The 24,542-nt window shown below is 46.0% G+C and carries 23 protein-coding genes; 8 read left to right on the forward strand and 15 right to left on the reverse strand.

Features of this window, described 5'->3' with window-relative positions; all coding sequences use genetic code 11:
- Positions 1-59: 59 nt before the first annotated feature.
- Positions 60-1,121, reverse strand: a complete 1,062-nt coding sequence (locus MUG84_RS14475; protein ID WP_244725766.1) for an LLM class flavin-dependent oxidoreductase — start codon at positions 1,119-1,121, stop codon at positions 60-62.
- 224 nt (positions 1,122-1,345) lie between these two features.
- Between MUG84_RS14475 and MUG84_RS14480 the strand changes: the two genes are divergently transcribed.
- Entirely contained in the window at positions 1,346-2,386 is a 1,041-nt protein-coding gene (locus tag MUG84_RS14480; protein ID WP_244725768.1) for a stalk domain-containing protein, read from the forward strand.
- 76 nt (positions 2,387-2,462) lie between these two features.
- On the opposite strand, the gene MUG84_RS14485 is transcribed toward MUG84_RS14480, so the two are convergent.
- Positions 2,463-3,233, reverse strand: a complete 771-nt coding sequence (locus MUG84_RS14485) for a DODA-type extradiol aromatic ring-opening family dioxygenase (RefSeq protein ID WP_244725771.1) — start codon at positions 3,231-3,233, stop codon at positions 2,463-2,465.
- A 197-nt stretch (positions 3,234-3,430) separates the two neighbouring features.
- On the opposite strand from MUG84_RS14485, the gene MUG84_RS14490 reads away from it, so the two are divergent.
- Both MUG84_RS14490 and MUG84_RS14495 read left to right on the forward strand, forming a co-directional pair.
- Positions 3,431-3,982, forward strand: a complete 552-nt coding sequence (locus MUG84_RS14490) for a helix-turn-helix domain-containing protein (protein ID WP_244725773.1) — start codon at positions 3,431-3,433, stop codon at positions 3,980-3,982.
- Between the two features lie 93 nt (positions 3,983-4,075).
- Positions 4,076-4,993, forward strand: coding sequence for an aldo/keto reductase (locus tag MUG84_RS14495; RefSeq protein ID WP_244725775.1), 918 nt, complete (start codon positions 4,076-4,078; stop codon positions 4,991-4,993).
- Between the two features lie 72 nt (positions 4,994-5,065).
- On the opposite strand, the gene MUG84_RS14500 is transcribed toward MUG84_RS14495, so the two are convergent.
- From MUG84_RS14500 to MUG84_RS14540, 9 genes are all read right to left on the reverse strand, one after another.
- Entirely contained in the window at positions 5,066-6,454 is a 1,389-nt protein-coding gene (locus MUG84_RS14500) for a sugar porter family MFS transporter (protein WP_425313226.1), read from the reverse strand.
- Between the two features lie 255 nt (positions 6,455-6,709).
- Positions 6,710-8,059: an AraC family transcriptional regulator gene (locus tag MUG84_RS14505; RefSeq protein WP_244725777.1), complete on the reverse strand. Its 1,350-nt coding sequence runs from the start codon at positions 8,057-8,059 to the stop codon at positions 6,710-6,712.
- The gene (locus tag MUG84_RS14510) at positions 8,034-9,503 is read right to left on the reverse strand and encodes a sensor histidine kinase (RefSeq protein ID WP_244725779.1); all 1,470 of its coding nucleotides are present in this window, start codon (positions 9,501-9,503) and stop codon (positions 8,034-8,036) included. The genes MUG84_RS14505 and MUG84_RS14510 overlap by 26 nt, the downstream gene beginning before the upstream one ends.
- A complete protein-coding gene (locus MUG84_RS14515; protein WP_244725781.1) occupies positions 9,500-10,486 on the reverse strand; it encodes a substrate-binding domain-containing protein in 987 nt (328 codons plus the stop codon). Before MUG84_RS14515 ends, MUG84_RS14510 begins: the two co-directional genes overlap by 4 nt.
- 418 nt (positions 10,487-10,904) lie before the next feature.
- Positions 10,905-12,143 carry an ATP-binding protein gene (locus tag MUG84_RS14520; RefSeq protein WP_244725783.1) on the reverse strand — a complete coding sequence of 413 codons (1,239 nt, stop codon included), beginning with the start codon at positions 12,141-12,143 and terminating at the stop codon, positions 10,905-10,907.
- Positions 12,144-12,357: 214 nt separating this feature from the next.
- On the reverse strand, positions 12,358-12,678 hold the full coding sequence (locus tag MUG84_RS14525) for a thioredoxin family protein (protein ID WP_244725785.1): 321 nt from the start codon (positions 12,676-12,678) through the stop codon (positions 12,358-12,360).
- A gap of 3 nt (positions 12,679-12,681) precedes the next feature.
- The gene (locus tag MUG84_RS14530; protein WP_244725788.1) at positions 12,682-13,053 is read right to left on the reverse strand and encodes a MerR family transcriptional regulator; all 372 of its coding nucleotides are present in this window, start codon (positions 13,051-13,053) and stop codon (positions 12,682-12,684) included.
- A gap of 216 nt (positions 13,054-13,269) precedes the next feature.
- Positions 13,270-14,244, reverse strand: a complete 975-nt coding sequence (locus MUG84_RS14535; protein WP_244726092.1) for an SMI1/KNR4 family protein — start codon at positions 14,242-14,244, stop codon at positions 13,270-13,272.
- A gap of 131 nt (positions 14,245-14,375) precedes the next feature.
- On the reverse strand, positions 14,376-14,660 hold the full coding sequence (locus MUG84_RS14540) for an alpha/beta-type small acid-soluble spore protein (RefSeq protein WP_244725790.1): 285 nt from the start codon (positions 14,658-14,660) through the stop codon (positions 14,376-14,378).
- Between the two features lie 187 nt (positions 14,661-14,847).
- Between MUG84_RS14540 and MUG84_RS14545 the strand changes: the two genes are divergently transcribed.
- Positions 14,848-15,606, forward strand: coding sequence for an SDR family NAD(P)-dependent oxidoreductase (locus MUG84_RS14545; RefSeq protein ID WP_244725792.1), 759 nt, complete (start codon positions 14,848-14,850; stop codon positions 15,604-15,606).
- A 104-nt stretch (positions 15,607-15,710) separates the two neighbouring features.
- On the opposite strand, the gene MUG84_RS14550 is transcribed toward MUG84_RS14545, so the two are convergent.
- On the reverse strand, positions 15,711-16,061 hold the full coding sequence (locus tag MUG84_RS14550; RefSeq protein ID WP_244725795.1) for a winged helix-turn-helix transcriptional regulator: 351 nt from the start codon (positions 16,059-16,061) through the stop codon (positions 15,711-15,713).
- Positions 16,062-16,180: 119 nt separating this feature from the next.
- Between MUG84_RS14550 and MUG84_RS14555 the strand changes: the two genes are divergently transcribed.
- Together MUG84_RS14555 and MUG84_RS14560 are read left to right on the forward strand one after the other, a co-directional pair.
- A complete protein-coding gene (locus MUG84_RS14555) occupies positions 16,181-16,603 on the forward strand; it encodes a YybH family protein (protein WP_244725797.1) in 423 nt (140 codons plus the stop codon).
- Positions 16,604-16,673: 70 nt separating this feature from the next.
- Positions 16,674-19,757: a hybrid sensor histidine kinase/response regulator gene (locus MUG84_RS14560; protein ID WP_244725799.1), complete on the forward strand. Its 3,084-nt coding sequence runs from the start codon at positions 16,674-16,676 to the stop codon at positions 19,755-19,757.
- Positions 19,758-19,822: 65 nt separating this feature from the next.
- On the opposite strand, the gene MUG84_RS14565 is transcribed toward MUG84_RS14560, so the two are convergent.
- Positions 19,823-20,626 (reverse strand): MerR family transcriptional regulator, encoded by an 804-nt coding sequence (locus MUG84_RS14565; RefSeq protein WP_244725802.1) that lies wholly within the window; start codon positions 20,624-20,626, stop codon positions 19,823-19,825.
- A 113-nt stretch (positions 20,627-20,739) separates the two neighbouring features.
- Here MUG84_RS14565 and MUG84_RS14570 point away from each other — a divergent pair, with 113 nt between their 5' ends.
- Positions 20,740-21,390, forward strand: coding sequence for a GNAT family N-acetyltransferase (locus MUG84_RS14570; protein ID WP_244725804.1), 651 nt, complete (start codon positions 20,740-20,742; stop codon positions 21,388-21,390).
- Positions 21,391-21,480: 90 nt separating this feature from the next.
- Here the strand turns inward: MUG84_RS14570 and MUG84_RS14575 are convergent, their stop codons facing one another.
- The gene (locus tag MUG84_RS14575) at positions 21,481-21,861 is read right to left on the reverse strand and encodes a hypothetical protein (RefSeq protein ID WP_244725807.1); all 381 of its coding nucleotides are present in this window, start codon (positions 21,859-21,861) and stop codon (positions 21,481-21,483) included.
- Between the two features lie 205 nt (positions 21,862-22,066).
- Here MUG84_RS14575 and MUG84_RS14580 point away from each other — a divergent pair, with 205 nt between their 5' ends.
- Positions 22,067-23,878 carry a PAS domain-containing sensor histidine kinase gene (locus MUG84_RS14580; RefSeq protein WP_244725809.1) on the forward strand — a complete coding sequence of 604 codons (1,812 nt, stop codon included), beginning with the start codon at positions 22,067-22,069 and terminating at the stop codon, positions 23,876-23,878.
- A 40-nt stretch (positions 23,879-23,918) separates the two neighbouring features.
- Here MUG84_RS14580 and MUG84_RS14585 read toward each other — a convergent pair whose 3' ends face one another.
- On the reverse strand, positions 23,919-24,533 hold the full coding sequence (locus MUG84_RS14585) for a DUF2238 domain-containing protein (RefSeq protein WP_244725811.1): 615 nt from the start codon (positions 24,531-24,533) through the stop codon (positions 23,919-23,921).
- Positions 24,534-24,542: the final 9 nt, after the last annotated feature.

Here is a 24,542-nt window from a genome sequence, read left to right on the forward strand (position 1 = left end):
GAATGCGAGTGTCTCTTTCTCGGCCCGGTGTGCAAACCAAGTCGCGAGCCGAGGCAATCTTACTCCTGCGGCTGGCCCGCAGCTTCCCATCTGGCAATTTCATCGCGCACGATAGGTGCTGCCTTGGTTCCAAACAGTTCGATGGCTCTCATGACATCGTCATGCGGCATGGAGCCTACCGGTACATGGAGCATAAAGCGAGTGATGCCCACATGTTTGCGCAGATCGATGATTTTTTGGGCCACTGTTTCCGGATCGCCTACATACAGCGCTCCTTCCGGGCTGCGTGCAAAATCAAAGCTGGCTCGATCATAATGCCCCCAGCCCCGCTCCCTACCGAGCACATTCATACTGGCCTGTGTGGAAGGGAAGAATTTATCGGCCGCAAGCTCGGTCTCTTCTGCAACAAAGCCATGCGAATGAGATGCTACGGGCAGCTTCGAGACATCATGGCCCGCATGGGCAGCCGCTCTCTTGTAAATCTGGACAAGCGGAGCAAACTGCGTTGGTCTTCCTCCGATGATCGCCAGCACCAGCGGCAGCCCCAGAAGACCCGCACGGATGACCGACTCCTGGTTGCCACCGCTTCCGATCCATACCGGCAAAGGGTCCTGAACCGGACGCGGGTATACACCCAAATTGTTAATGGCAGGCCGGTGGCCGCCTTTCCAAGTGACTTTTTCGGACTCCCGGATTTTGAGCAGCAGCTCCAGTTTCTCATCAAACAGCTCATCGTAATCGTTCAAATCATAGCCAAACAACGGGAATGATTCGATAAAAGAACCCCGGCCTGCCATAATCTCCGCTCGTCCGTTCGAGATGCCATCCAGCGTCGCGAAATCCTGGAATACGCGCACCGGATCATCAGACGAGAGTACTGTTACCGCACTGGTCAGCCGGATCCGCTTCGTCTGCGGCGCAGCCGCTGCGAGCACCATCGCCGGTGAAGACGCGGCATAATCCTTCCGATGGTGTTCGCCCACGCCAAATACATCCAGCCCCACCTGATCCGCCAGCACAATTTCCTCCACCACCTCGCGCAGACGCTGTGCGTGACTGATGACCTCACCGGTGTGCACATCCGGCGTCGTTTCTACAAATGTACTTATTCCGATCTCCATGGTCAGCCTCCTATTTTTTTGTAAGTTGCTTTATATAAGTGTAAATTTTAATGATTGATATCTTTATATTGAACTATTTGACGCGGATTTTCAAGTATATATGCCTTCCATCCGAGCTTTCGCGAACACCCTCAAAATGTTACCACTATTTGGTACAAAACCAATTGAACAAGCCCTCGTCCAACTATATGAATGACTATATCAATCAGCAAGGTGATGAATGGATGACGAAAAGCAAAGCATTCCTTTTTCTATTAACCGCTTCCCTGTTATATGCAGCCCCAACACATGCGGAAACGGCCCCTCAAACCCACACGGCTGCCAAGCCGATATCCATCTACATCGATGGCCATCAGCTGCAGACCGAAGTAGAACCTCTCAACCTAAACGGTACCGTACTCGTTCCTATGCGCGGGATATTTGAAGAGGAGGGTGCCAAGCTGTCCTGGAACAATGTGAGCAAAACCGTTATAGCGACCAAGGGAAAGACAACGCTGACCTACCATATTGGTGAACATACCGCCTCGCTCAACGGAAAAAAAGTAGCTGTGGATGTACCCGGTCAAATTGTAAACGGCTATACATTAATCCCTCTGCGTTTTGTCAGCGAAGCTCTGGGCAGCAGTGTGAATTGGGATCCGAACACCAAGACGGTGCAGATCACGTCGGCCATCAGTTATGAGACCTCCATTCAGAGGGGAGTCAATCTTCGAAGTTTGCCTGATGCCGAGAAAGGCACCGTACTTAATCTGCTGCCTGCAGGCACGAAGGTCCATGTGACCCGGGAGGTTAACGCCTTTTGGCTCGAGGTACGGACCCAGGATAACCAGACTGGATACATATCGGCCAAACCGAAATATACCGATTATACAAGCCCTTCCCTCGCCGAACTGCAGGGTGATGCATTGATTGCTTACGGCAAAAAATATTTGGGCGCACCGTACGTGTTCGGAGCTTCCCCCGATCAGACGAAAACGTTCGACTGTTCTTCTTTTGTGAAGCGCGTGTTCCAGGATACCCTGGCGATCGACCTGCCCCGTGTATCCTACGATCAAGCCAAAGTGGGCAAGGAAGTCAGCATCAATGACCTGCGCAAAGGGGATCTGTTGTTCTTCAGTGCACGGAATCTGGATATTGGACATGTTGCCATTTATGCAGGGAATAATCAGATTTTGCATACGTACTCCAAAGAGCTTGGCGTTCATGTCGAGGCCTTTGACGGACAATGGAAGAAACGGTTCGTTACCGCACGCCGGGTTTTTTAGCTTAGTTGGAACCATATGCGTGCTCGCGGCTGCAAAATGACGAAAAAGGCACCCTCTCCGGAGGATGCCTTTCATTTTAATTAAACTGCCAGCAGCTGAGGCTTAAATTGCCATACTGGTAGCTGCGGTGCAGCAAAGTTGCCTGCCGGTTCGCATCCCCTGCGCCCATCGCAATCAGCAGAGGAATAAAATGCTCGCTTGTCGGTACCGCCATTTGGGCATGGGGAGCGAGCTCACGGTACTTAAACAGCGACTCTGTATCCCAGGCCTCAAGCTTGCTCTGTAGCCAGCCATCAAATGCTCCAGCCCATTCATCGACTCCTTCCGCGCGCCAATTCACACTCCGCAGATTATGAACGGTTCCGCCGCTGCCAATAATAAGCACATCCTGTTCTCTTAGCTCCGATAATGCTTTTCCGATTTCATACTGCTGCTCGTTCGTCAGATAACGGTTAACCGAGAGCGCGACGACCGGAATATCCGCATCCGGGTACACCAGCTTCAAAACCGCCCAAGAACCATGATCGAGCCCTCTCTCCTCATTCAGCCTGCTTGGAATGCCATGCTCCGTGAACAGAGACTGGATCTGGTCGCTAAGCGAACGGTCTCCCGGCGCCGGATAGGTCATCCGGTAAAGATCATCCTGGAATCCCCCAAAATCATAAATGGTGCTGTATAGATCAACAGCGCTCACGGTTTGAACAGGCTCTTCCCAATGGGCAGAGAAAATAACGATTGCTTTGGGCTTGGTTGTATGTGAAGCGAAATTTTTCAATAAATCGGTGTACGCATGCTCTTCAAGCACTAATGAAGGTGCACCATGCGCAAAAAAATACGATGGCATCATATCAAATCACTCCTTATGGTTATGGATATCTGTATCTGATTCCAGTTACTTCAGAACGCCGCACCGAAAATATTAGTAATAATAAAATATATTTTATATGAGTAATTTAACGCGTTTGCCGCTAGCATGTCAATATAAATTTTGTTAATATAAATAAAAAATCAGTATTACAAATATTTTAGAGGATGCGTGAATCCATGGACATCGGCTCCAACATCCGGGCCATCCGGAAACGAAAAAATATTACGATTGCTCAAATATGTGAAGAAACAGGCCTTTCCCAAGGCTTCCTGAGCCAGGTTGAAACCAATAAAACCTCGCCTTCCATCGCCACACTGGAGAATATCGCACAGGCTTTAAAGGTTCCTTTGGCTTATTTACTTCTGAAAAAAGAAGAACGCATGCATATTGTCCGCAAAGACGAGCGGAAGATCACGACAAGCGGGTCCCAGCAGCTAAAAGTAGAGCATCTGAGCTCAACGAAGAACGTCAGAATGATGCTTGTGGAAGTCCCTCCCGGAGCCTCTACCGGAGAAGCACCGCATGCGCATGAGGGTGAGGAAGTGCATGTCGTTATGAAGGGGAGAATTTATGCCGAGCAGGGAGAGGATTCGGCTGAATTTGCCGAAGGGGACTCTTTTTCATGGAACGCCTGCACACCACATCTCGTCAAAAATATTGGCGATGGGCCGGCCATTATTTTGATATCCGTTTATACGGAGTCGGATCAACCCGGTCAAGCATATTGAAACCATTCTCTTCGTGTGCAACAATAGACGGGAAGGCGCTTACGCTAAACGCCATCTTACGTTTCTATTATAAAGATGCGGAGGTACATAGACATGAGAACGATCAAGCTGGGCACGAGTACGCTAGAGGTGCCTGTTGTTGCAGTAGGCTGCATGCGCATCGGATCGCTGGATATGCAGCAAACCGAACGCTTCATTCAGACGGCGATTGAAGAAGGAGCCAATTTCTTCGAACATGCGGATATTTACGGAGGTGGCACAGCGGAAGAACGCTTCGCGGAAGCCATTCATATGAACCCAAGTGTCCGGGAGAAGATCATTTTGCAATCTAAATGCGGCATCCGCCCGGGAATGTTCGATTTCTCCAAAGAACATATCCTGAACTCGGTCGACGGCATCCTTAAACGTCTTCAAACCGATTATCTGGATGTCCTGTGTCTGCATCGCCCGGATACGCTCGTGGAACCGGAAGAAGTGGCCGAGGCTTTTGCTCTGCTGGAAAGCTCAGGCAAAGTGCGTCATTTCGGCGTTTCCAACCAGAATCCGATGCAAATTCAGCTGCTGCAAAAGTTCGTGAAGCAGCCGATCGTGGCCAACCAGCTTCAGCTCAGCATTACAAACACCACCATGATCTCCCAAGGCTTCAACGTAAACATGGAGAACAATGCAGCTGTCAACCGTGACGGCAGCGTACTCGATTTCTGCAGATTGCATGACATCACCATTCAGCCTTGGTCTCCGTTCCAGTATGGATTCTTCGAGGGAGTATTCCTCGGCAATGATAAATTCCCTGAGCTGAATCAAAAAATCGATGAGGTTGCGGCCAAATACGGTGTAAGCAACACAACCATCGCTGTCGCCTGGCTGCTTCGTCATCCGGCGAACATGCAGCCGGTCATCGGTACAATGAATATCGACCGCCTGAAGGATTGCTTGAAAGCAACCGAAATCCGTCTCACGCGGGAAGAGTGGTACGATATTTACCGTTCCGCGGGCAATATTCTTCCATAAAGACAAGCAAAGGCACCCTGCCAAGGGTGCCTTTTTATTAGATTATAGAATTTATATATTCCACCTAAGCTGCTAAGCTTTCGGTGCCCACAGCGACTCGATATCCTCCAGGGATTTCCCCTTGGTTTCCGGAATCACACGCAAGGTGAAGAAGAACGTAATCAGAGACATAATGCCGAATATCCAGAAGGTAATCGCCGGACCTGCTGAAGCAAGCATCGGAGGAAAGGCTTGAGATACCACATAGTCGGCAGCCCATAATGCCATGGAGGCAATCGATGTAGCGATGCCGCGAACCCGGTTCGGGAAGATTTCTGAGATGACAACCCATACAACCGGTCCGAGTGAAACCGCAAATGCAGCTACATAAATTAGAATAAAAATGAGCACCAATGGCCCCGAAGTATGGCCCGTCTGGAACGCGATACCGATGACCGCAAGACAGATCGTCATGGCTGAAGACCCGACAAGCAGCAATACTTTGCGTCCGACTTTATCGATGAGCCAAATGGCCAAGATCGTAAACAGGAAGTTAATCAAACCAACAAGAATGGTTTGGATCAATGCGGCATTCGTACCCGCACCCGTCTCCTTAAAGATTTCCGGAGCATAGTACATGACTGCGTTGATACCCGTAACCTGCTGAAGGATCGCCAGACCTACGCCCACGATCATTGCCATTCTCAGGCCTGGACTGAACAGCTGACGGAAGGATCCTTTTTCCTGCTTGAATGATTCCTTAATATCCAGCACTTCCTGCTTGGCCAGCTCCTCGCCATGAATCCGGAGCAGGATCGGAAGGGATTCCGCAGCACGCCCCTGCTTGATCAGCCATCTTGGGCTTTCAGGCACCAGGAACAGCAGCACCAGGAACAAGATGCCGGGAATCACGCCGGACGCAAACATCCACCGCCAAGCAGTCGACACATCCCATGCCGCGTCTCCCAGATTCGAGATCCACAGGTTGGTGAAGTAGACGAGGAAGATCCCCGTTACGGTAGCAAGCTGATTCAGCGCTACGAGACGTCCCCGGTATTTTGCCGGTGCAATTTCCGCATTATAGAGAGGAGACAATGTCGAAGTAATACCGATGCCAAGACCGCCAATCATCCGGGCAATAATAAATCCGCTGAATGTACCTGGGATAGCGGATCCAACCGAACCGATAATAAACAGAATCGCAGCCGTAATCAGTATTTTTTTGCGGCCAAATTTATCGCTCAGCACACCCGTGCTGAGTGCACCAACGATACAACCGATAATCAAGCTGGAAACCGCCCAGCCTACCTGAAACTCACTTAAATCGAAGCGGTCTTTCATAAAACCGATGGCTCCCGATACAACGGCTGTATCGAAGCCAAACAGCAATCCGCCTAAAGCGGCAACAATGGATACCAAGGTCACGAACTTCATGCTGACTTTCTGCTGTTCGTTTTGTTCTTGTATATTTGAGCTCATCATCTGATGTCCCTTCTAATCAAATATTCACTTCAGAAGACTCCTATCGATGAATCTCCTGAATCTACAATAATTGTATCATGGGCTATATCTCAGAACGTGACCTATTCCCTTCACTTATTTGCGTTATCTCAGCATAATATTGCCCCGGCTCCTTTTCCTATTCACCGTGGGGCCATCTGACTAGCACAAATTCACCTAACCACAACAAAAAAGTCCATGTCTGATGACATGGACTGATGACATGGACTCCCAATCTTATTGAAGCTGTACACGGTACTCCGATGGCGTTACTCCCGTCACCTTTTTAAACACGCGACTGAAATAGTTGGGGTCCTTGTAGCCAACCGCATAACAGACCTCTTTCATGCTCAGTTCCCCGTTCTTCATCATATCCTTGGCCTTATCAATGCGAAGCCTCGTTACATAATCGATGAAGGTTTCTCCGGTTTGCTGCTTGAATACTTTGCTGAAATAATATGGGTTCAGGTGAACATGCTCGGCCGCATCTTCAAGCGAGATCTCCTCTTGGAACTTCTCCCGGATATAATCGAGTGCCCGGTCCAACATATTCGTTGTGCTCTGCTCTCGCTCCTCGCGGATTTGCCTGATGGCCAGCTCCACGTATGTGCTCTCTTCTGCCGAAGCTTCACCAGGCATCTGAGAAGTGGCTTTGCCTGATCCATTCCGGTCAGCCATACTCAAATCCTCGAAACGGCAGAGGCTTCCCCATTTGTTCTCGAATTTCGATGCGAAAACGGCTTCATAATAGGATCTACGGATCCCCGTTACCTCTGGCTGTACGGAACCGATGCCTACAGAGATTGTAATTCCATACCGCCCGGTAAGAGCCTCAGCCAGCTTCGTCCCCAGCTGCACAGCGCCTTCCTGGATCGCCTCCATTCCAGTCTGCGGCTTTTCAAGCAGAAATACGGCCATATGACTATGAACCATGGAGCTGACAACGGCGCCCCAGCGGTCTTTGGTCATTCCATGCGTCAAGCCTTTGACCGTGTCGTATACTTTCTTCTTCTCATCTCCGAGCTCCGGAAAAGCTAGCACGAGCGCGCATCCTTTATGGATGGAAATCCCCAGTATATCCGCCAGATGCTCCACCTCAGTCTCATTGACCTGATCGGACATGAAGTGAAGGGCTATTTCCGTTTCCCCCAGCGGTAGCAGCTGAAAGAACTTGTCCCGGACGGCAAGCTGTTCATTGCGTTGTCTCCGGTCTGCTTTAATCTCATTCACGAGCCGCATGAGGACGGATGCGATCTGGTCCCTTTTGGCCGGCTTGACCAAATACTCCTGAACACCAAGGGAAAGAGCCTGCTTGGCATATTCGAAGTATTCGTAAGCGGTAACCAAAACCATCTTAACCTGAGGATTCTGTGCCTTGATTTCCTTCAATGCCTCAAGTCCCTGAATTCCCGGCATTCGGACGTCCATCATCACGATATGAGGATGGAACTCCGCCGCCTTCTGAATGGCAATCCGTCCGTTTTCCGCATGGTGGATTTCAAAAGTATCCGGCATCATCCGGTTCACGATCCATTCAATGCCTTCACGTTCAAGCGCTTCATCATCCGCGATCAGTAGACGATACATGCTCTTCCCCCTTTCCAGTACTAGGTATCTGTATGAGAACCGTTGTCCCCTTACCCGGCTCACTCTGAATGCTGATCATATCCTTTTGGTTATAAAATAGCTCCAGCCGCTTGAACACGTTACGCGTGCCAAGTCCGGTGGAATGGCTTTTCTCCGGATTATCCCGTTCCCTAGGAAGCTCCTCATCATAATGAAGCAGCGATTCGCGGACATCCTCACTCATACCGACCCCATTATCCGAAATGGCTACCCAGGTTTCATCTGGTTTGCACTGAATGGCCAGTTTGATGACCGCCCCTTCTTCCATGCCTTCGATGGCGTGCACAAACACATTTTCGAGGATCGGCTGCAGCGTCAGCACGGGCACCAATACATCCAGTCCCGCCTCATCAATCTCGGTTTCGAACCGGATCCGTTCACGGAAACGGGCCTGCTGGATAATGAAATATTCTTTGGCATGCTCCACCTCATCCCGCAGAGGAACAGGGCGATCCAATTGCCGGAGATTATACCGGAGCAGATTCGACATGGATACGGTCAGATCGCTCGTTTTTTCCGCACCCTCAATCAAAGCCAGCTTGGACAGTACGTTCAAGGAATTGAACAGAAAATGTGGATTGATTTGATTTTGCAGCACCGCAAGCTCCAGTTCCTTCACAAGACGGTCCTTCTCCGAACTTTCCTTCTCTTTTTGAATGAGCAGCTTCAGATTCTCCTGCATTTGTCCGAAGGCTTCCGATAGAATCCGAAATTCGTCATGCGTACTCATCTGGGGAGGAACGACCTGCAGGTTGCCGCCTGAGATTTCTTCAGCGGTCTGAACCAGCTCGTTGATAGGCCGTGTAATCCGCAGCGAAATCCAGTAAGCAAACAGCACGCTGATGACCGTATTCAGTACGAAAACGGCGACTCCCCAGTGATTCATCACTTCCGTCTGCACGAGAATCTTCCGGTAGATCGGCTGATAGTAGCTGAGCTCCTGGTCAATCAGTTGATAGGCTTCTTCCTGGATAAAAGCGGCTGTTTTCTCAGCCTCCGTATAAGAAGCGGCATAGGCGAGCGGCGTCTGGCTGTTTAATGCTTCGATGATGCTTTTTTCCTGTCCAATAAATGTATCTAGCATATGCTGATAACTCCGAACTGTCAGTTCGGTAGATGAAATCGCAGGTTGGGCGGACAGGCTTGACTGCAGATCCTTCAGTTCATCGCTCTGGCCTTGATATGCCCGAAGACTGCTTGCGCTGCGGTCTGTGATATATACGCTTATTGCACGCAGATTTTCCTGCGTTTTCTGATCAATCTGTTTGTATAATAATACCCGATCCAGCATCATATTATAGCTTTGCTGCACCGTCCGTCCACTTTGGAACACAAAGAAGGATACCGCGTTATTCAAAATGAAGAGCAGCGGGATGACAATGAACAGCATTCTGCGCATATTCATCGGTTGCTTCCCCCTGCCTGCATATGTTCCCCGTCCATAATGTTTGTGGGAATAAAATAGGGTGTGGACAGCTTTTCACCCTTAAACCATTGATCCAATAGATAAACGGCTTTGGCGCCGATTTCTCCTGGCTGCTGCACAACGGAAGCCTTAATATCGCCCTCGGAGATCCCTTTTCGGGTCACTTCCAAATCGTCGAATCCGTACACGCTTACATCTTCCTGACCGGCTGCAGTTACGCCCTCCACAATGCCTGCCGCATCCAGTGCACTGAATCCGACGATCGTGCTGATATCCGGGTGCTGCTTCAGCATCGCCTCCGCCTGCTCGGCCGCGCCGATACGTGAAATATTGGATGAGCGAACATCAATGATCTGAAAACCGGGCGCTGCCGAGATGACGGAACGAAAACCTTCTAAGCGAAGCCGCTGATTGTCCGCCTCACTACCGATGATGACGCCAATCTGACCGTTCCTCGCTTCATTTTTAACCACAAGCTCACCCAGCTGCTCTCCCGCCTTACGGTTATCCGTGCCCACATATGCCAGGCGCCGGCTCCCCGGCTCATCCGCATCGACGGTTAGAACGGGTATTCCCTGATCTACCGCTTTGCCAATCAGCTGGTCATACTCCGGATTGCCAATACCCTGCACCAGGATCGCATCCGGCTTCGCGGCAATGGATTTCTCCAGGAGTCTCATCTGCTCGGAAGGATCGATCCGGATTGGCCCCATGTAGTCGATCTTCATCCCTAGTTTGTCCGCCGCTTGATCTGCCCCCTGCTCCATTTCCCGCCAGAACGGATTGTCGAGCTCCTGCGCGATCAGAACGATATGCTTGGCAGGTGAAGCTGAAGTCTTGTCATGTTCCATGCGCTGTACCAAATCATCTACCTTTGTCGTGGAATCGAAAAAGCGAATGAGTACATATCCAAAAATAAGAACGAGGGCGATCAGTCCGAAGGACCACTTCCGGTTTGACATGTTGCCTCTCCCCCTTTCTGCTCGCGTATCATGCGTATGTTTATTTAGGTTTAATTTGTCCATTTGATTAGTATATCATTAAGCGGAGACTGGCTTTTAAATTCACGAATTTGGAGTTCTGCTAGAGTCATTTTACGATAAAATTTCATTCGTATATGAATGGGCCCTTTCCCAATCTGTTGTCATCGCGATACCTTTTTTGTTCCTGCTGCTCAAAAGACACCATCCTGTCAGCGAAGAGCTGTTGGTCCACAGGACGAACAAGTCAGTAACCTTATAGGTCAAAATAAGCCCCGGAGACGTAAATCTCCGGGACTTCGAATATACCGGTGGGAGTATGGCGCAAGCAAAGATTGACCAGCTGCTCAGCCCAACAATGTAGGGACAAGCGTATCGTCTAGGATTCCGAGTGGAGATATTAAGTAGGTATCGTTATAAGGAACGTTGTGCCTTTGTCCTTTTCGCTCTCGACTTCTATGGTCCCTTTCACTTTATAGATGGTACTGTAGATCATGAGCATGCCGAGGCCTGTTCCTTCTTCTTTTGTAGAATAATAAGGTTTACCCAGACGTGATATTTCTTCCTTGGTCATACCGATTCCGGTGTCCTGGATGTTGATGATAATATTTTGCCCTCTTTCCGATATATCAATAAATAACGTGCCGCCGCCCTTTTCTTTCATCGCTTCAATACCGTTTTTATATAAATTAATGAAACATTGCTGAATTTGATTCCGATCGTAATGTTTATTTAGCGAGTTATTAAAACTAAACTCAACTTCTACTTTATGAATAGAGGCATACGGCATAATGATATTTTTGGTATACTCGAGCTCCGCACTCATGTTGGAATAAACCATGTTTTCGGATTGCGGTTTGGCAAAAGAGAGATAATCGCTAACTATTTTTTCAGCTCGTTTAAGTTCCTGTAAAGACAATTCCACATATTCTTTTTCATCCAGCGTTAGGGTCTGGGATTTATTCAGTAGCTGCAGAAAACCACTTGTAACCGTAAGCGGATTTCTAATTTCATGGGATACACTAGCCGCTAACTCACTGACAACATTTAATCTTTCCGATTGCACCATCCGGTCACGATTTTTAATATTAGCAATGATCTTTTCTATTAAAATCATGATGATAATCGTTACTCCCACATAAGTCGTCAAGGCGTTGATGGTGAGAATCCAGAACTGTCTGTTCAGCGCCTCATGAACAAAGCTTAAAGTAAACAGGTAATACCCTATAGTTAAAAAAGAAGTGGCGGTTGCCCAAATAATTCGATGTTTAGAATTTAGTTTTACGAATTTTTGGCTAAAATAAGGCACTAAAATCATGACCGTTGTTGAAAAAAGAAAGGACTGAATCGTTCCATCTCCACCCACATAGAATCGATAAATATTTAAGATGAGATATAACGGGAGTACATTCCTGTACCCTCCATAAAGAGCCACGATAATAAACGGAATGTATCTTAAGTCAAAAATAAACCCGATTTCAAGTTTAATAGGTTTAGCAATACAGAGACTCATCGCCACGGCCGATAGTAAAACAAGAACTTTGTGACTATACGAATTTGGCCTATTTTCAAAGAAAATCAGAAATATGACGACGGGAAACAGTAAAAACAGGAAATTCAAAAGCAGCGTTTCAAACAAGGGTTTACTTCCTTTCGGCCTTTGTTACTCCAAACAGATAAGATATGTAAGGTTCTGCTATATTATAAAGCATTACGCTATTATAGCGATATAAGTAAATCAAACTATTAATTATGTATTTTGAAAAACAAAAAAGCATCCGGCGGATGCTTGGGTTTTACCAGCAATAACCCTGGCGCTATATGCTCCAAGGCTGCTGGCTTTCATGTTCAGTTTATGGTGCATACCGGGCAAGTGCTGCCTGATATACGCCCTTTGGCCGGAGACCGATCAGTTTATCGACAGGCTCGCCGTTATGGAACACAATCACAGTCGGTGCGGCCATGATGCTAAATTCTGAAGCAAGCTCTGGGGATTCGTCGCAATCCACATGGAAAATCGATAGCCGGTTCTTCTCTTCGCCTTCCAATTCTTCCAGAATGGGATGCAGCTTTTTGCAGGGCGGGCACCACTTCGTGCTGAAATCCACCATCGTGACCTTATTCTCCTGAATCGATTCTTGAAAAGATGCTGAACTGATGGCTCGCAAACTCATTGCTCATTCCTCGCTTTCCTGATTTCCCCGTTCATCCAAAATCGACTGCATGCGCTCCTGCAGATTCGATTTGATGCTCTGCAGCGTGTTGATTTGTGCTTCGATCTCCGCAAGCTTCTGGCGGTAAATGGGGAGCACTTCCTGGCAGAATGCTTCTTTATTGATCAGGACGCAGTGCAGAAAACCGGCGATCTGCTCCGTCGACAATCCGAGATTGAGGTACAACTGTATCGTCCGCACCTGCTCTTCCGCAAAAGCCGAATATTCCCGGTAGCCGTTCTCGCACCGGATGGGCGTAAGCAATCCCTGCTGCTCATAATAACGGAGCGAGCGGACGCTGACGCCGGTACGTGCTGCAAGTTCACCGATTCTCATGTTTCTACGCCTCCTGCTTCGTTGGTTCAATTTGATTATAAACCCTGACATTAATGTTAGGGTCAAGAGACAAATTCCGCAACGGCCAGTTCAAGCGGTTACCGAGTCATGAGACGAACGGGCGCCAACCTGGTCATGATTTTTTCGAATAAGCGTCGGTTAGAATCGAAAAAAGCCGCTTCTTTCCGAAGTGGCTTTTTTGTGAGGCTTTTATGCTTAGTTAGTTCCCTTATATGAGTCATTCTCTTTCACCAATCCGCGAATAAAAGCCTCGAAGTTTACTGCCAGTCTGGTTATCTTGTAGTTATTCTCTCTGTCGACATGGACCACCTCGGGTTCGCCATCATTCAAGGATTCACGGTAATCCAGCATGACCACCTCCGAATCGGAAGGACAGTCGCAAATAACCACGCCGATTTCAGGATAACCTCCATTTTCAATGACAAACCGGCTGCCCAATTCCCCACACAGCGAGTGTTTTTTATCATGTCCAATTCCCAAAATGCCTGAGATGGTAACATGTTCTTTTGCTTCGGAAGCTGCTTCCCCTATAGGAAAGCACCGGTTTCGAGGAATGCCCCCGTTATGTAGCTTCATCATCTCAATATAGGAAGCTGGCAGCTTAAAGACCAGTTTTTCTTCCACGGAATCGATCATTTCATCTGTGGGCGGTTCTGAAACGTATTGTTCTAACGCATGCTCGCTATCATTCCAGAAGCCCGATGCTTCGGCGCGGGTATCCGGGTCGACCGCAGGCTCAGTAACGGACTCGGACTCCGTAATGACCTCTGCATGCGTCTTCTCCAATGGTTCGGCAGCCTGCTCATCGATAGCTTCAGAAGCCATTTTACTCCGGATATCATCCAGGAACTCCAGCGTATCCTCATCCCCGGGTTCCAGCTTGTCTGCTGCTTCGAATTCCCTCAAGGCATCCTCATACCGATCGAGGTAGTAATAGGCAAGCCCTATGCGGTAATGCCACAGCGGATCATCTTTGCCCTCTTCTGCAATGGTTAAGAACTGTTCAATTGCCTCTTCGTACGCTTCAAGATTATTCATCGCTCTGCCCAGGTGACTGATCAGTACATAATCTCTATCCTCTGCAGGAATCTCCATAATTGCATCTACGATTTCTTGAAATTCATCTTCTTCATGTAATTCATCCAGCTTTGCCAAAAGATCATCTCTCATCATCTACGCCTCCTACTATAAACCAGCCTTTTTGAAATTATACCATTTCCGGCATAGCCCTCTCAAAAATAAAATAAAATAAAAGAGAGCTGCAGAAGCTCTCCCTTTAATAAGGTGCTTTTATAAAAGTTCTACTTACTTTCTTTGTCCACCATCTGCTGCTGTGCGAGCCGGATCATTTCGCGAACCATGGATCCGCCAATTTTTCCGCCAACCTGACCGACCGACTCTGTGGTCAAATCACCATTGCCGCCTGGTTCTAACGGAACGCCGAGTTCTTTTGCTACTTCATATTTCACATCGTCCGGCCGATTAGGATCGACATCATAGCCTTCCTGCCTCATCACTTCGGCCTTAAACGCCTGCATCCCACGTTCGGCTCCCGGCACCGCATATTTCCTATTCCTTCTGGACATCCCCTGATCACACTCCTAGACCTGTTTTTAACTAACATGCCCGGGAATAGGATCATTCATCCTTGTTGATTGTTGCCGGTTATATCCAGTTGGGTGCCTAAATGATTTCCTAGTTTACTTAAGCTATATAATCAAATCGTAGTTGGTTCATAATACATTCTTACGGATAAAATGAGGAGGAACTCACATGAAATATACCGTTATTACAGGCGCCAGTTCAGGTATTGGTTATGAAACTGCCCTAGCTTTTGCATCTCGCGGAAAAAACTTAGTCATTGTAGCCCGCAGAAAGGAGCAGTTGGAGGAATTAAAGTCTGAAATCGCACGTAACCATCCTGATGTAGATGTTGTCATTCGGACGACTGACTTATCTGTTGCTGACAATGCTTATAAGCTTTACGATAGCCTGCAAGAGTTCGAAATCGAAACGTGGATGAACAATGCGGGATTTGGTAACTTTGCATCTATTGGCAATCAAAATTTAAACAAGATCGAGACTATGCTGCATTTAAACATTGAAGCGTTAACCATACTATCCTCTCTATTCGTTCGTGACTACGCAAATGTTGAAGGAACACAATTAATTAACGTTTCATCTGGCGGTGGTTATACGATTGTGGGAAATGCCGTTACGTACTGCGCGACCAAGTTTTATGTAAGTGCCTTTACTGAAGGACTTTCACATGAACTTAAAAGCCAAGGTGCACGTATGCAAGCAAAAGTATTGGCACCTGCCGCAACAGAAACAGAATTCGCGAAGCATGCTTTCGATGTCAAGGATTTCGAATATCACGGTACTGTGCCAAAGTTTCATACCGCACAGGAAATGGCGGGATTTTTACTTGATTTGTATGATAGCGATAAGGTTGTGGGGATCGTGGATGGATTGACGTATGAGTTTGAGTTGAGAAATGCTATTTTTAATTACGTGGAAAGAACGCGATAGGCAGTATTAAAAGACGCCTCCATAATCACTATTAAAGTGGGGATGGGGGCGTCTTTTGCATCATAAGGGAAGCTCGTTCATCGCACCGTCTACACTAACAGGTTCTAACTCCCTGTATTATTCGTTTCGTTCTTCTGCAAAGAAATGTAATGCTCCCCCACTTTTATCATTTGCTCCAAAATAGGTTCCAGGCTTTTTCCAAAATCGGTTAATGAATATTCAACCTTCGGCGGCATCGTTAAAAACGCAGTACGATTGACTATACCATCTTTTTCAAGCTCCCGAAGCTGTGTTGTTAGGACATGCCTGGACACGTCTGGAATAAGTCGCTGAAGTTCACCAAAACGCCGTGTTTCCTGCAGTAGTTCATAAATAATCCTCGGCTTCCACTTCCCACTAATTCTTTGAAGCCCCACTTCTACAGGGCAACCAAAAGTCCCGTCCTGATATGGCATCTTTACCTCCACAATAGTCAGATTTTTATGACTATGTCATCATTTTCTGCGTACTTAATATGTCGCGGGGCTTCGGATATACTAACACATACACACATCATATTGAAAGAAGTGACACGATGGAATCCCCTATTCGAAAAAAACCGGTCATGAATCCGGAAGATATGAACCCTGCATTTGCCGAAGCCTACAACTCTGGAAACATAGACAGTCTGCTTGCCTTATATGAACCTCAAGGCATTCTGATTAATCCGAATGGCGGCATAGATCAAGGGATCGATCATGTTCGCAAAACCCTTGAGGATCTATTGCAATTGAAAGGCAACATGGTATCCAAAAATATGTACTGCATTCCTTTTGAAAATATGGCTTTGATGCGGGCACATTATATCCTTCATACCGTGGATGCGGATGGAAATCCGATACAAATCCAGGGTCATACTTCGGAGATTGTGAGAAAGCAGCCGGATGGAAGCTGGCTGTATATCGTAGACCATCCCTTCGGCGCCGATCCGATATTGGAAACGGATGCCGCCTTGTAATCCATAGACTTGTTGTTGCTAAATCCGGCCTCAAGAGGAATCCTACCTATGATGTCGAAAATGTAGAGTTATGATGACAACGAGGAAAATATGGATCATATCAACGCTGTTTTTGGCCATTTTGACGGGCTTTCGTTTTTTGTGGCTGCAATATAACTCGACTACCGACTATCCGGTTGCTTCTCAGGGTGTATTGGACCTGCGGGGCTGGGACTCTCTGAACTCCCATTCCCTTCCGTTAAACGGCGAATGGGAGTTCTACCCTGGTACTCTCCGATATCAGAACGGAACATTCCGAGCGGATACCCACTCTTCGAGCAGATGGATTCAAGTTCCGGGCAACTGGAAATTTGACGATGAGCCATATGGCAACGACAAGTATGGCTTCGGCACCTACCGCTTGAGAATTCTGGTGAATCCGGGCAAAGGGAACTCATACGGCATCCACATACCAAGCATTAATAGCTCATCGGAAGTTTATATAAACGGACAGCTTCTCGGTCATTCTGGTAAACCGGCCGAGAGCAAAGAAAATTACTCGCCGCTAGACGTTCCGTATACGACGTACTTTACCTTAGAGGACGAGAGCGAGATTGAACTCGTTATCCAGGTTTCGAACTTCGACAACTTTCGCAGTGGCGGGATCGTCCGATCGATTAAATTTGGACCGGAAAGCACTCTGAGAAAGGACTTGAGCTTTTCCAGGAATATGGTTTGGGTTGCTTGCATCGCTTATGCGCTTCACGTTCTGTACGGCTTTATATTATACCTGGTAGGAGGCCGGGATAAGAGGCTGATCTACTTCTCCCTGATGATTCTGTGCGTGATTCTCGCGACGCTGTTGGACGGAGAAAGGTTATTGTATACGTGGATTCCATTCACATATGAATGGAGTTTTAAGATCATTTATCTCGGTATGCTATCCGGAGGATATTTTCTGCATCAGTTAATTAAGGGTAAGCTTCCGTTATCACTGCGTCGCCGAGCTTCTCTGGCTTATGAGCTTTTATGCGGCATTGCGGTTTTATCCGTATTGCTCTTACCTTTACACGTTGTGCTAGCTCTACAAGAGCTGTATATCGTTCTGATGTTCATCCCTTGCTTCTTTTTACCAGCTGTAATGTACAGGTCGACAGCTAAAATTGATGTGGATAACATCTTCTTGCTCCTGGCTGCTATAGCGTCGATCAGCAGTATGATTTGGCTCATCATCATCAATATTGTACATATCGAGATGATCTCCTATCCGTTCGATCTCATCATTGCGATGATTTGTTTCTCGGCGTTTTGGTTCAAGCGCTTTTTCCGATTGTCGGAAGAGTCCCATAAGCTGGCGAATACGCTGAAGCAGGCGGACAAGCAAAAAGATGATTTCCTGTCTACTGTCGCCCATGAACTGCGTAATCCGTTGCACGGTATGATTAACATCTCGCAATCGGTCTCAGAGAGAGAGCAGGACAAACTCGGGATGAATAGCGTCAATGACCTGCAGATGCTTGCCAAGGTTGGCCGCCGCATGTCTTACATGCTGAACGATCTACTCGATATGGCTCGATTGAAGGAAAACCGGATTAGCCTGGACCTTATAGGCATATCTGTACATGGCGTAGCTTCAAGCGTCATCGATATGCTTCACTTTATGACGGAAGGTAAGCCGATCCAGCTGATCAACCACATACCGGCGGGCTTCCCTCTGGTTCATGCCGACGAGAACAGACTGAATCAAATCCTGTTCAATCTATTGCACAACGCTGTTAAATACTCAGATGAAGGCGAAGTGTCGGTACAGGCTGACGTTCAGGACGGATGGGCGAGCATATCTGTTGCAGACATGGGCATCGGAATGGATGAAGAGCTGCTGAACAGAGTATTCGAGCCTTACGAGCAGGCCTCATCGGACGGGGCTTCACTCAGAGGCGGATTCGGACTTGGGCTCAGCATCTGCAAAAAACTTGTCGAAATGCATGGAGGAACGCTGAAGGTTCGTTCAAAGCCGAATGAAGGCTCTGTATTCACATTTACATTAAGGCTTGCCACGGAAGGGACTGTTGACGAGCTCACAGAATCACTCATAGCTGCGGCCGCCATCGTATCCGAAGGCAGCAGAGCTACCGATGCCCAGATGACTCCCTATGCTGAACTAGCTCATAACTCGTCTTCAGAGCGGATTCGATTGTTAGCTGTCGATGACGATCCTGTCAATCTGAATGTGCTGAGGACGATTTTCGAGGATGAAACATATGAAGTAGTCACGGCGACCAGCGGCAAGGAAGCACTCACGCTGCTGGAATCCGGCGGATGGGATTTGATCATTTCCGATGTGACCATGCCGATCATGTCCGGTTATGAACTGACTGCGCGAATTCGCGAACGTTTTTCCATCGCGGAGCTACCTGTGCTTCTCTTGACGGCGAGCAGTCAGGATAAGGACATTGAGGCTGGATTTCGCTCCGGCGCCAATGACTACGTGACCAAGCCGGTGAATGCTACTGTGCTGAAGTCCAGGGTCAGATCATTGACCAATCTGAAAAAAACCGTGAACGAGCGATTGCGGATGGAAGCGGCATTACTACAAGCTCAAATCAAGCCTCATTTCTTGATCAATACGTTTAATGCGGTATCTGCTCTCAGCAGAATCGACACGAATAAAATGGATGATCTAATCGAGGAACTGACCACTTATTTTAGGCTCGGCATCGATTTTGAGAATTCCAACCGGGCGGTACCGCTGGACCGTGAGCTTAAGCTCATTCGCTCCTACTTATTTATCCAAAAACAGCGATTCGAGGACAGGCTCAACGTTGTATGGGAGGTCGACGATGACGTGAACATCTGCATTCCTCCTTTGACCATCCAGCCGCTTGTCGAAAATGCGGTTTCACATGGCATAATGAAGCGCGGCGAGGGTGGGGAAGTTCGAATTCGAATTACCGATCTCGGCCACTCTGTCGAGGTATGCGTTTCCGATAACGGTGTGGGAATCGATGAAGACACAGTCAAGCATATTCTGGACAGACAGAGAAGCCGATGCTCGGGAATCGGGCTGTTGAACACCCATCGACGATTAAAACAGTTTTGCGGCAGTGATCTGAGAATTGAAAGCAGATTAGGCTCAGGAACCACCGTCTCGTTCACAATTGAAAAACAGAACTAGGAGCCTTGAAAGTTTCCTTATATAAAAAGCAGCTTGCCGTTTTATTCGGCAAAGCTGCTTCTTTGCTATTCATTTTCTATAAGCATTTGAATTTGACAACTATAGGATTCGGTATCAAAAAAATCATTGTATAGCTCCACTTCAATATAATTTTTTACTTTTAAATGATTTTGTTCGACATAGTTAAGTATTTCTCTTACACGTTCCTCTTCATTATCTTTACTATATGCTAAAGTTACATACTTCCCCTCAGGTAAAATGTTTATATTTTGATCAGCTTCTATGCTGCCATTTCCTTGAATTCCATTAAAAACATATCTTGGTTCTACATTCCCCTCTGAATTAAGGCTGTATATGATTCCTACCTCCATGGTCGTTTTCACCTTTTTATCTTGGATGATTTTGTCCAAGTCTGAATAGTAGAGCAGCTCTCTTAAACTTCCCGCTTCTTTGCAAGGGGCTGTAATGATATAACGCTTTTCCAAAAATTGAATCGATATTTGATCATTATTTAATATATTCCGGGAATACTCGACACTGTTTTTTAGGCTATCAATATTTTCGATGACCTCTTTCATCTTTTTCAAATTTTCTTCCGCTTCAATTCTTTTTAGCTGCAAGAAGCTTATTAATTTGTCGGTGTCGCACTCTTTAAAAATTTCTTGAAGTTCTTTGATACTTGTCCCTAATGTTCGACAACCTTTGATGATATCGATATGAATAAATTGATCTAGAGAATAATATCTGTAGCCTGTTGTCTCATCGATATACTTTGGAATAAGGATCCCCATTTTGTGATAATATCTTAACGCTTTTATTGTAAGATCCTTAATCTCGGCGACTTCCCCAATAGAAAACAGGTTTTTCATTCGAATCACTTCCTTTTATGTTCTCTCCTTACCCTGCCCTTGACTCTTCCCTTAGGGGACATCCTATTATACATGATAAGGTTAGTAGTCATATGAAAGGGATGTGTATAAACATGGATAAAGTTATATATAGAGAACTGGTTCAAGCAGATTATGACCGCGTAAAACATTTAATTAACGAGGCATTTGGCCTTCATGAATTGATTAAAGATCCAAAATTTTTGGATAACGTATTAAACATTTATCTGCAAAGTTGCATTTTATCTAGCTCATTTAGCAAAGTAGCCGTAAAAGACAATAAGGTCATTGGTATTATTCTGGGGGATGCGAAAAAGGACAAAAATCGTTTGAGGAAAGCTCATAATACTTTGAGTATTACCTGTTCACTACTTAAAGTAACCATAGCTAATAAGGAGAATAAAAAAGCTATTAAAGAATTTTTTAAGATCCAAGAAACGTATAAAGAGATTATCCAAGGGAAACAAGATGATTTCCAAGGCTGCATAGAGTTATTCATTGTATCCGAGGAATCTAGAGGTCTTGGGGTTGGAAAAGCTTTGATCCAGCATTTGTCTAATTATATGAAAGATATGGATGTAGAATCTATATATCTATATACAGACAATCGATGCAACTTTGGATTTTATGAGAGTCAAAACTTTAAACGGCTAAATGAAAAAGAAATCAATCTGGAATCAGTCCAAACAGAACTTAATGTTTTTCTATACGGATATCATTTTGCTAATGGCACGTCCACTCAGTAACGGCAAGTATTGACGAAAGGGCCATCCTTTACAGGATAGCCCTTTCTTTTTCTTGAAATTAGGAGCTGAGTAAACAGTTCCTTTGCCGCTTTAAAATGGTTTTCTATAGACCTTGATGATACGAGTACCGGCTTTTATAAGCCTTTGCGCCTGTGCTTGGTTGATTCGGACTAAGACGGATACGTCAGTCGAGTTTTCCACGTCGAAGACCTTGAAAATTTGTCCACCGGCAAACAATACGCCTTTCAACTCGACCTTCGTTGTGCTAGTAGGCTTTGGATCAAAGTTCTGAAATTTCGTACGCATTACCCCAGCACGAATGAGTGCTGCTGCTTGTTGCGCGGTCGTCCGCACGCCAAATACAGGATCAATTTCAACTCCGGTTGTTTTCGCCTCGACCTCGACAATCAGAAAAAAACGATTGTTTATCTTAGCTATACTATTCGCCCCGATGGTTATCGGTTGAGCCATGTTCCATCACCTCCTAATACTCACCGTATGCTAGGATGTAACTGAGGGAACTCTATATTCATCTAACTCACCGTTTAGCATCAAGCCCCTTTTACGAGAGACCGTTCTCATTACAACATTCCAGAAATACACTCCCAAAGATCTTTACAACAAGGATGGAATATATATACTTAGAATCAAATCCTTATTAAGGTAGGGATCGCCCATGGATAAAGAGACTCTTCGAACCAATCTAAGTCAAGAACATATCTTCATGATGCTTCAGTCTCTTGTCGAAACTACGACGGACGCGATTTCTATTCGGGACATACAGGGGAATATACTTCTCGTAAATAGTGTCTTTGAAAAGATTTATGGCTGGACCTATCAAGATCTGATCAATGACCCCTATTGTCTGGTACCTGAAACATTAATAAGCGAGACCAAAGAGATATTCCATCCGATTAAATTCTTTGGAGAGAACATCTCGGGATATGAGACTGTACGTAAACGAAAAGATGGTACGATGATTCAGGTATCCCTAACAGCTTCCCCAATACGAGATTCAGGAGGGAATATCGTCGGCACTTCTGTAATTGCTAGGGATGTTACAGAACGCAAAAAGGCCGAAGAAGCTTTGCTGGAAAGTGAAGCTAAATACCGGATATTAGTAGAAAATACAAACGACATTATAAGCACCTATGATCTGAACATGAAAAAAACATTCGTATCTCCTTCCGTAGAGCTTCACTTGGGATACACTCCGAATGAATATCTTCAGGCGCATATTTTCGACCTTATTCACCCTGATGATGTAAAAACAATTGTAGATCAATATCAATCCATCACTACCCATAAAAAAAATGTTCAAATGGAAGTCAGATTAAAACATAGAAATGGATCTTGGGTGTATTTGGAGTCGCGTTGTGTGCCGATTCTTTCTGAGAACGCTGAGATCGAAAGCTATCTGGTCGTTTCACGCAATATCACAGAACGAAAAAGAGCCGAAGAAGCTTTGCGTAAGAGTGAAGAACAATACAGGTTCATTGCTGAAAATACAGTAGACTTCATTTCTGTGATTGATACGAATGGCGATACAACGTACAGTTCTCCATCACATCTGAAAAAGCTAGGTAAGGATAGAGTTAACTTTAAAAATATCCATCCTGACGATGCTCCTACCGTCTGTGAACGTTTTTCTTACATGCTTCAATCGAAAACCCCCATTACCTGTGTATATCGATATAAACTTGAAAATGGTGATTGGATTTATTTGGAATCGAGGGGAATGCCTTTTCTCAATAGCGATGGCGAATGTCAACACTTTTTCAACGTTACACGCGATGTTACGGAGAGGAAACAAAACGAAGAACTTCTCCTGAGAACAGAAAAGCTGTCCGTCATTGGAGAATTGGCTGCAAGTATAGCGCACGAAATAAGAAATCCTCTTACCTCACTAAAAGGCTTTATTCAGTATTTACAACCCTTAATTTCGAAAAATTCTGCTTTTACTGACATTATGCTCTCTGAGCTAGATCGAATCAACTTTATCGTAAGTGAGCTGCTTGTCTTGGCGAAGCCACAAAATCTCCATGTAAAATCGGTTCTTTTGCATAGTATCATCGAAAACGTTGTAAAGTTTCTTGAGTCTGAAGCTAATTTAAAGAGTATTGAAATCAATACAAAATTTCCGAGCACACCCGTTACGATCAATTGTGAAGAAAATCAATTAAAACAAGTATTCATCAACATCATGAAGAACTCCCTGGATGCCATCTCAGCAAATGGCGAAATTAGTATTCAAACCAAACTTCTAAGTGACAACCAAGTCCTTATTCGCTTTTCGGATAACGGCTGCGGCATGTCACAGGAGCTGCTTTCCAGACTTGGGGAACCTTTTTATACGACAAAAGAAAAGGGAACAGGACTCGGTTTACTGATCAGTAACAAAATCATTAAAGACCATCAAGGCAGTATCAACATCACAAGTGAAATCAATAAGGGAACAATCGTAGATATCACTTTACCTAGTTCATAATTATGTTTAAGCGAAAAGCCGAAGGGACAACCCTTCGGCTTTATTTATTCTCAACTACATTTTCTACGGAATTAGGATCTTTACGCGCTTTATAGAACAGATATAAGACTCCGCCGATAGCGCCCGTTGTTCCGCAGATGATATCAAACATCGTGTCCGTTAAACTGCCATTTTGCGAAGTAAGTCCAAATAAATGGTCGGATGTAAACTCATAAATTTCCCACACTCCAGCCATGGCAACAGCGAAGTAGAAGGAGAACCAGATGATGATGTTGGCGGGCAGACCGCTCAGCCCTTTACGCTTAGCCATCTTGTTCAAGATAAATTGTCCTGTGAAGAATAGAATAACGCCAGACAGCAGATGTTCCATCTTATCTAAATGAGGGATAAAAGCATACATACCGAATAAGTTGGCGACCATCATCGTGATCGCGATAAAGATCAGCACCCAGAATCGCAGCGTGGGAGGCAAGTCACTCTTGGTCCATGCGGTTAAGCCCCTGAAGAGCAGCAGGACGATAATGATGAGACCCGCTTGAAAACATTTGCCGTAAGCTCCAGTCACGCCAAAATAAATAATTGATATTCCGCATATGACGTACAGAACAATTTCAAAAACATCATTAAACCTATGCTTTCTAGAAGTGTTTTGCATAACAGTTCC

The organism is Paenibacillus mangrovi, from assembly GCF_022898935.1.
Lineage (GTDB): Bacteria > Bacillota > Bacilli > Paenibacillales > Paenibacillaceae > Paenibacillus_AQ > Paenibacillus_AQ mangrovi.

Bases quoted from the DNA above. Each gene is read 5' to 3' on its own strand.
- MUG84_RS14565 (WP_244725802.1), bottom strand. From the start codon at position 20,626: ATGAAAAACCTGTTTTCTATTGGGGAAGTCGCCGAGATTAAGGATCTT.
- MUG84_RS14580 (WP_244725809.1), top strand. From the start codon at position 22,067: ATGGATAAAGAGACTCTTCGAACCAATCTAAGTCAAGAACATATCTTC.
- MUG84_RS14555 (WP_244725797.1), top strand. From the start codon at position 16,181: ATGGAATCCCCTATTCGAAAAAAACCGGTCATGAATCCGGAAGATATG.
- MUG84_RS14545 (WP_244725792.1), top strand. From the start codon at position 14,848: ATGAAATATACCGTTATTACAGGCGCCAGTTCAGGTATTGGTTATGAA.
- MUG84_RS14495 (WP_244725775.1), top strand. From the start codon at position 4,076: ATGAGAACGATCAAGCTGGGCACGAGTACGCTAGAGGTGCCTGTTGTT.
- MUG84_RS14575 (WP_244725807.1), bottom strand. From the start codon at position 21,861: ATGGCTCAACCGATAACCATCGGGGCGAATAGTATAGCTAAGATAAAC.
- MUG84_RS14570 (WP_244725804.1), top strand. From the start codon at position 20,740: ATGGATAAAGTTATATATAGAGAACTGGTTCAAGCAGATTATGACCGC.
- MUG84_RS14560 (WP_244725799.1), top strand. From the start codon at position 16,674: ATGATGACAACGAGGAAAATATGGATCATATCAACGCTGTTTTTGGCC.
- MUG84_RS14490 (WP_244725773.1), top strand. From the start codon at position 3,431: ATGGACATCGGCTCCAACATCCGGGCCATCCGGAAACGAAAAAATATT.
- MUG84_RS14515 (WP_244725781.1), bottom strand. From the start codon at position 10,486: ATGTCAAACCGGAAGTGGTCCTTCGGACTGATCGCCCTCGTTCTTATT.
- MUG84_RS14510 (WP_244725779.1), bottom strand. From the start codon at position 9,503: ATGAATATGCGCAGAATGCTGTTCATTGTCATCCCGCTGCTCTTCATT.
- MUG84_RS14550 (WP_244725795.1), bottom strand. From the start codon at position 16,061: ATGCCATATCAGGACGGGACTTTTGGTTGCCCTGTAGAAGTGGGGCTT.
- MUG84_RS14475 (WP_244725766.1), bottom strand. From the start codon at position 1,121: ATGGAGATCGGAATAAGTACATTTGTAGAAACGACGCCGGATGTGCAC.
- MUG84_RS14505 (WP_244725777.1), bottom strand. From the start codon at position 8,059: ATGTATCGTCTACTGATCGCGGATGATGAAGCGCTTGAACGTGAAGGC.
- MUG84_RS14480 (WP_244725768.1), top strand. From the start codon at position 1,346: ATGACGAAAAGCAAAGCATTCCTTTTTCTATTAACCGCTTCCCTGTTA.
- MUG84_RS14525 (WP_244725785.1), bottom strand. From the start codon at position 12,678: ATGAGTTTGCGAGCCATCAGTTCAGCATCTTTTCAAGAATCGATTCAG.
- MUG84_RS14485 (WP_244725771.1), bottom strand. From the start codon at position 3,233: ATGATGCCATCGTATTTTTTTGCGCATGGTGCACCTTCATTAGTGCTT.
- MUG84_RS14500 (WP_425313226.1), bottom strand. From the start codon at position 6,454: ATGATGAGCTCAAATATACAAGAACAAAACGAACAGCAGAAAGTCAGC.
- MUG84_RS14585 (WP_244725811.1), bottom strand. From the start codon at position 24,533: ATGCAAAACACTTCTAGAAAGCATAGGTTTAATGATGTTTTTGAAATT.
- MUG84_RS14540 (WP_244725790.1), bottom strand. From the start codon at position 14,660: ATGTCCAGAAGGAATAGGAAATATGCGGTGCCGGGAGCCGAACGTGGG.
- MUG84_RS14535 (WP_244726092.1), bottom strand. From the start codon at position 14,244: ATGAGAGATGATCTTTTGGCAAAGCTGGATGAATTACATGAAGAAGAT.
- MUG84_RS14530 (WP_244725788.1), bottom strand. From the start codon at position 13,053: ATGAGAATCGGTGAACTTGCAGCACGTACCGGCGTCAGCGTCCGCTCG.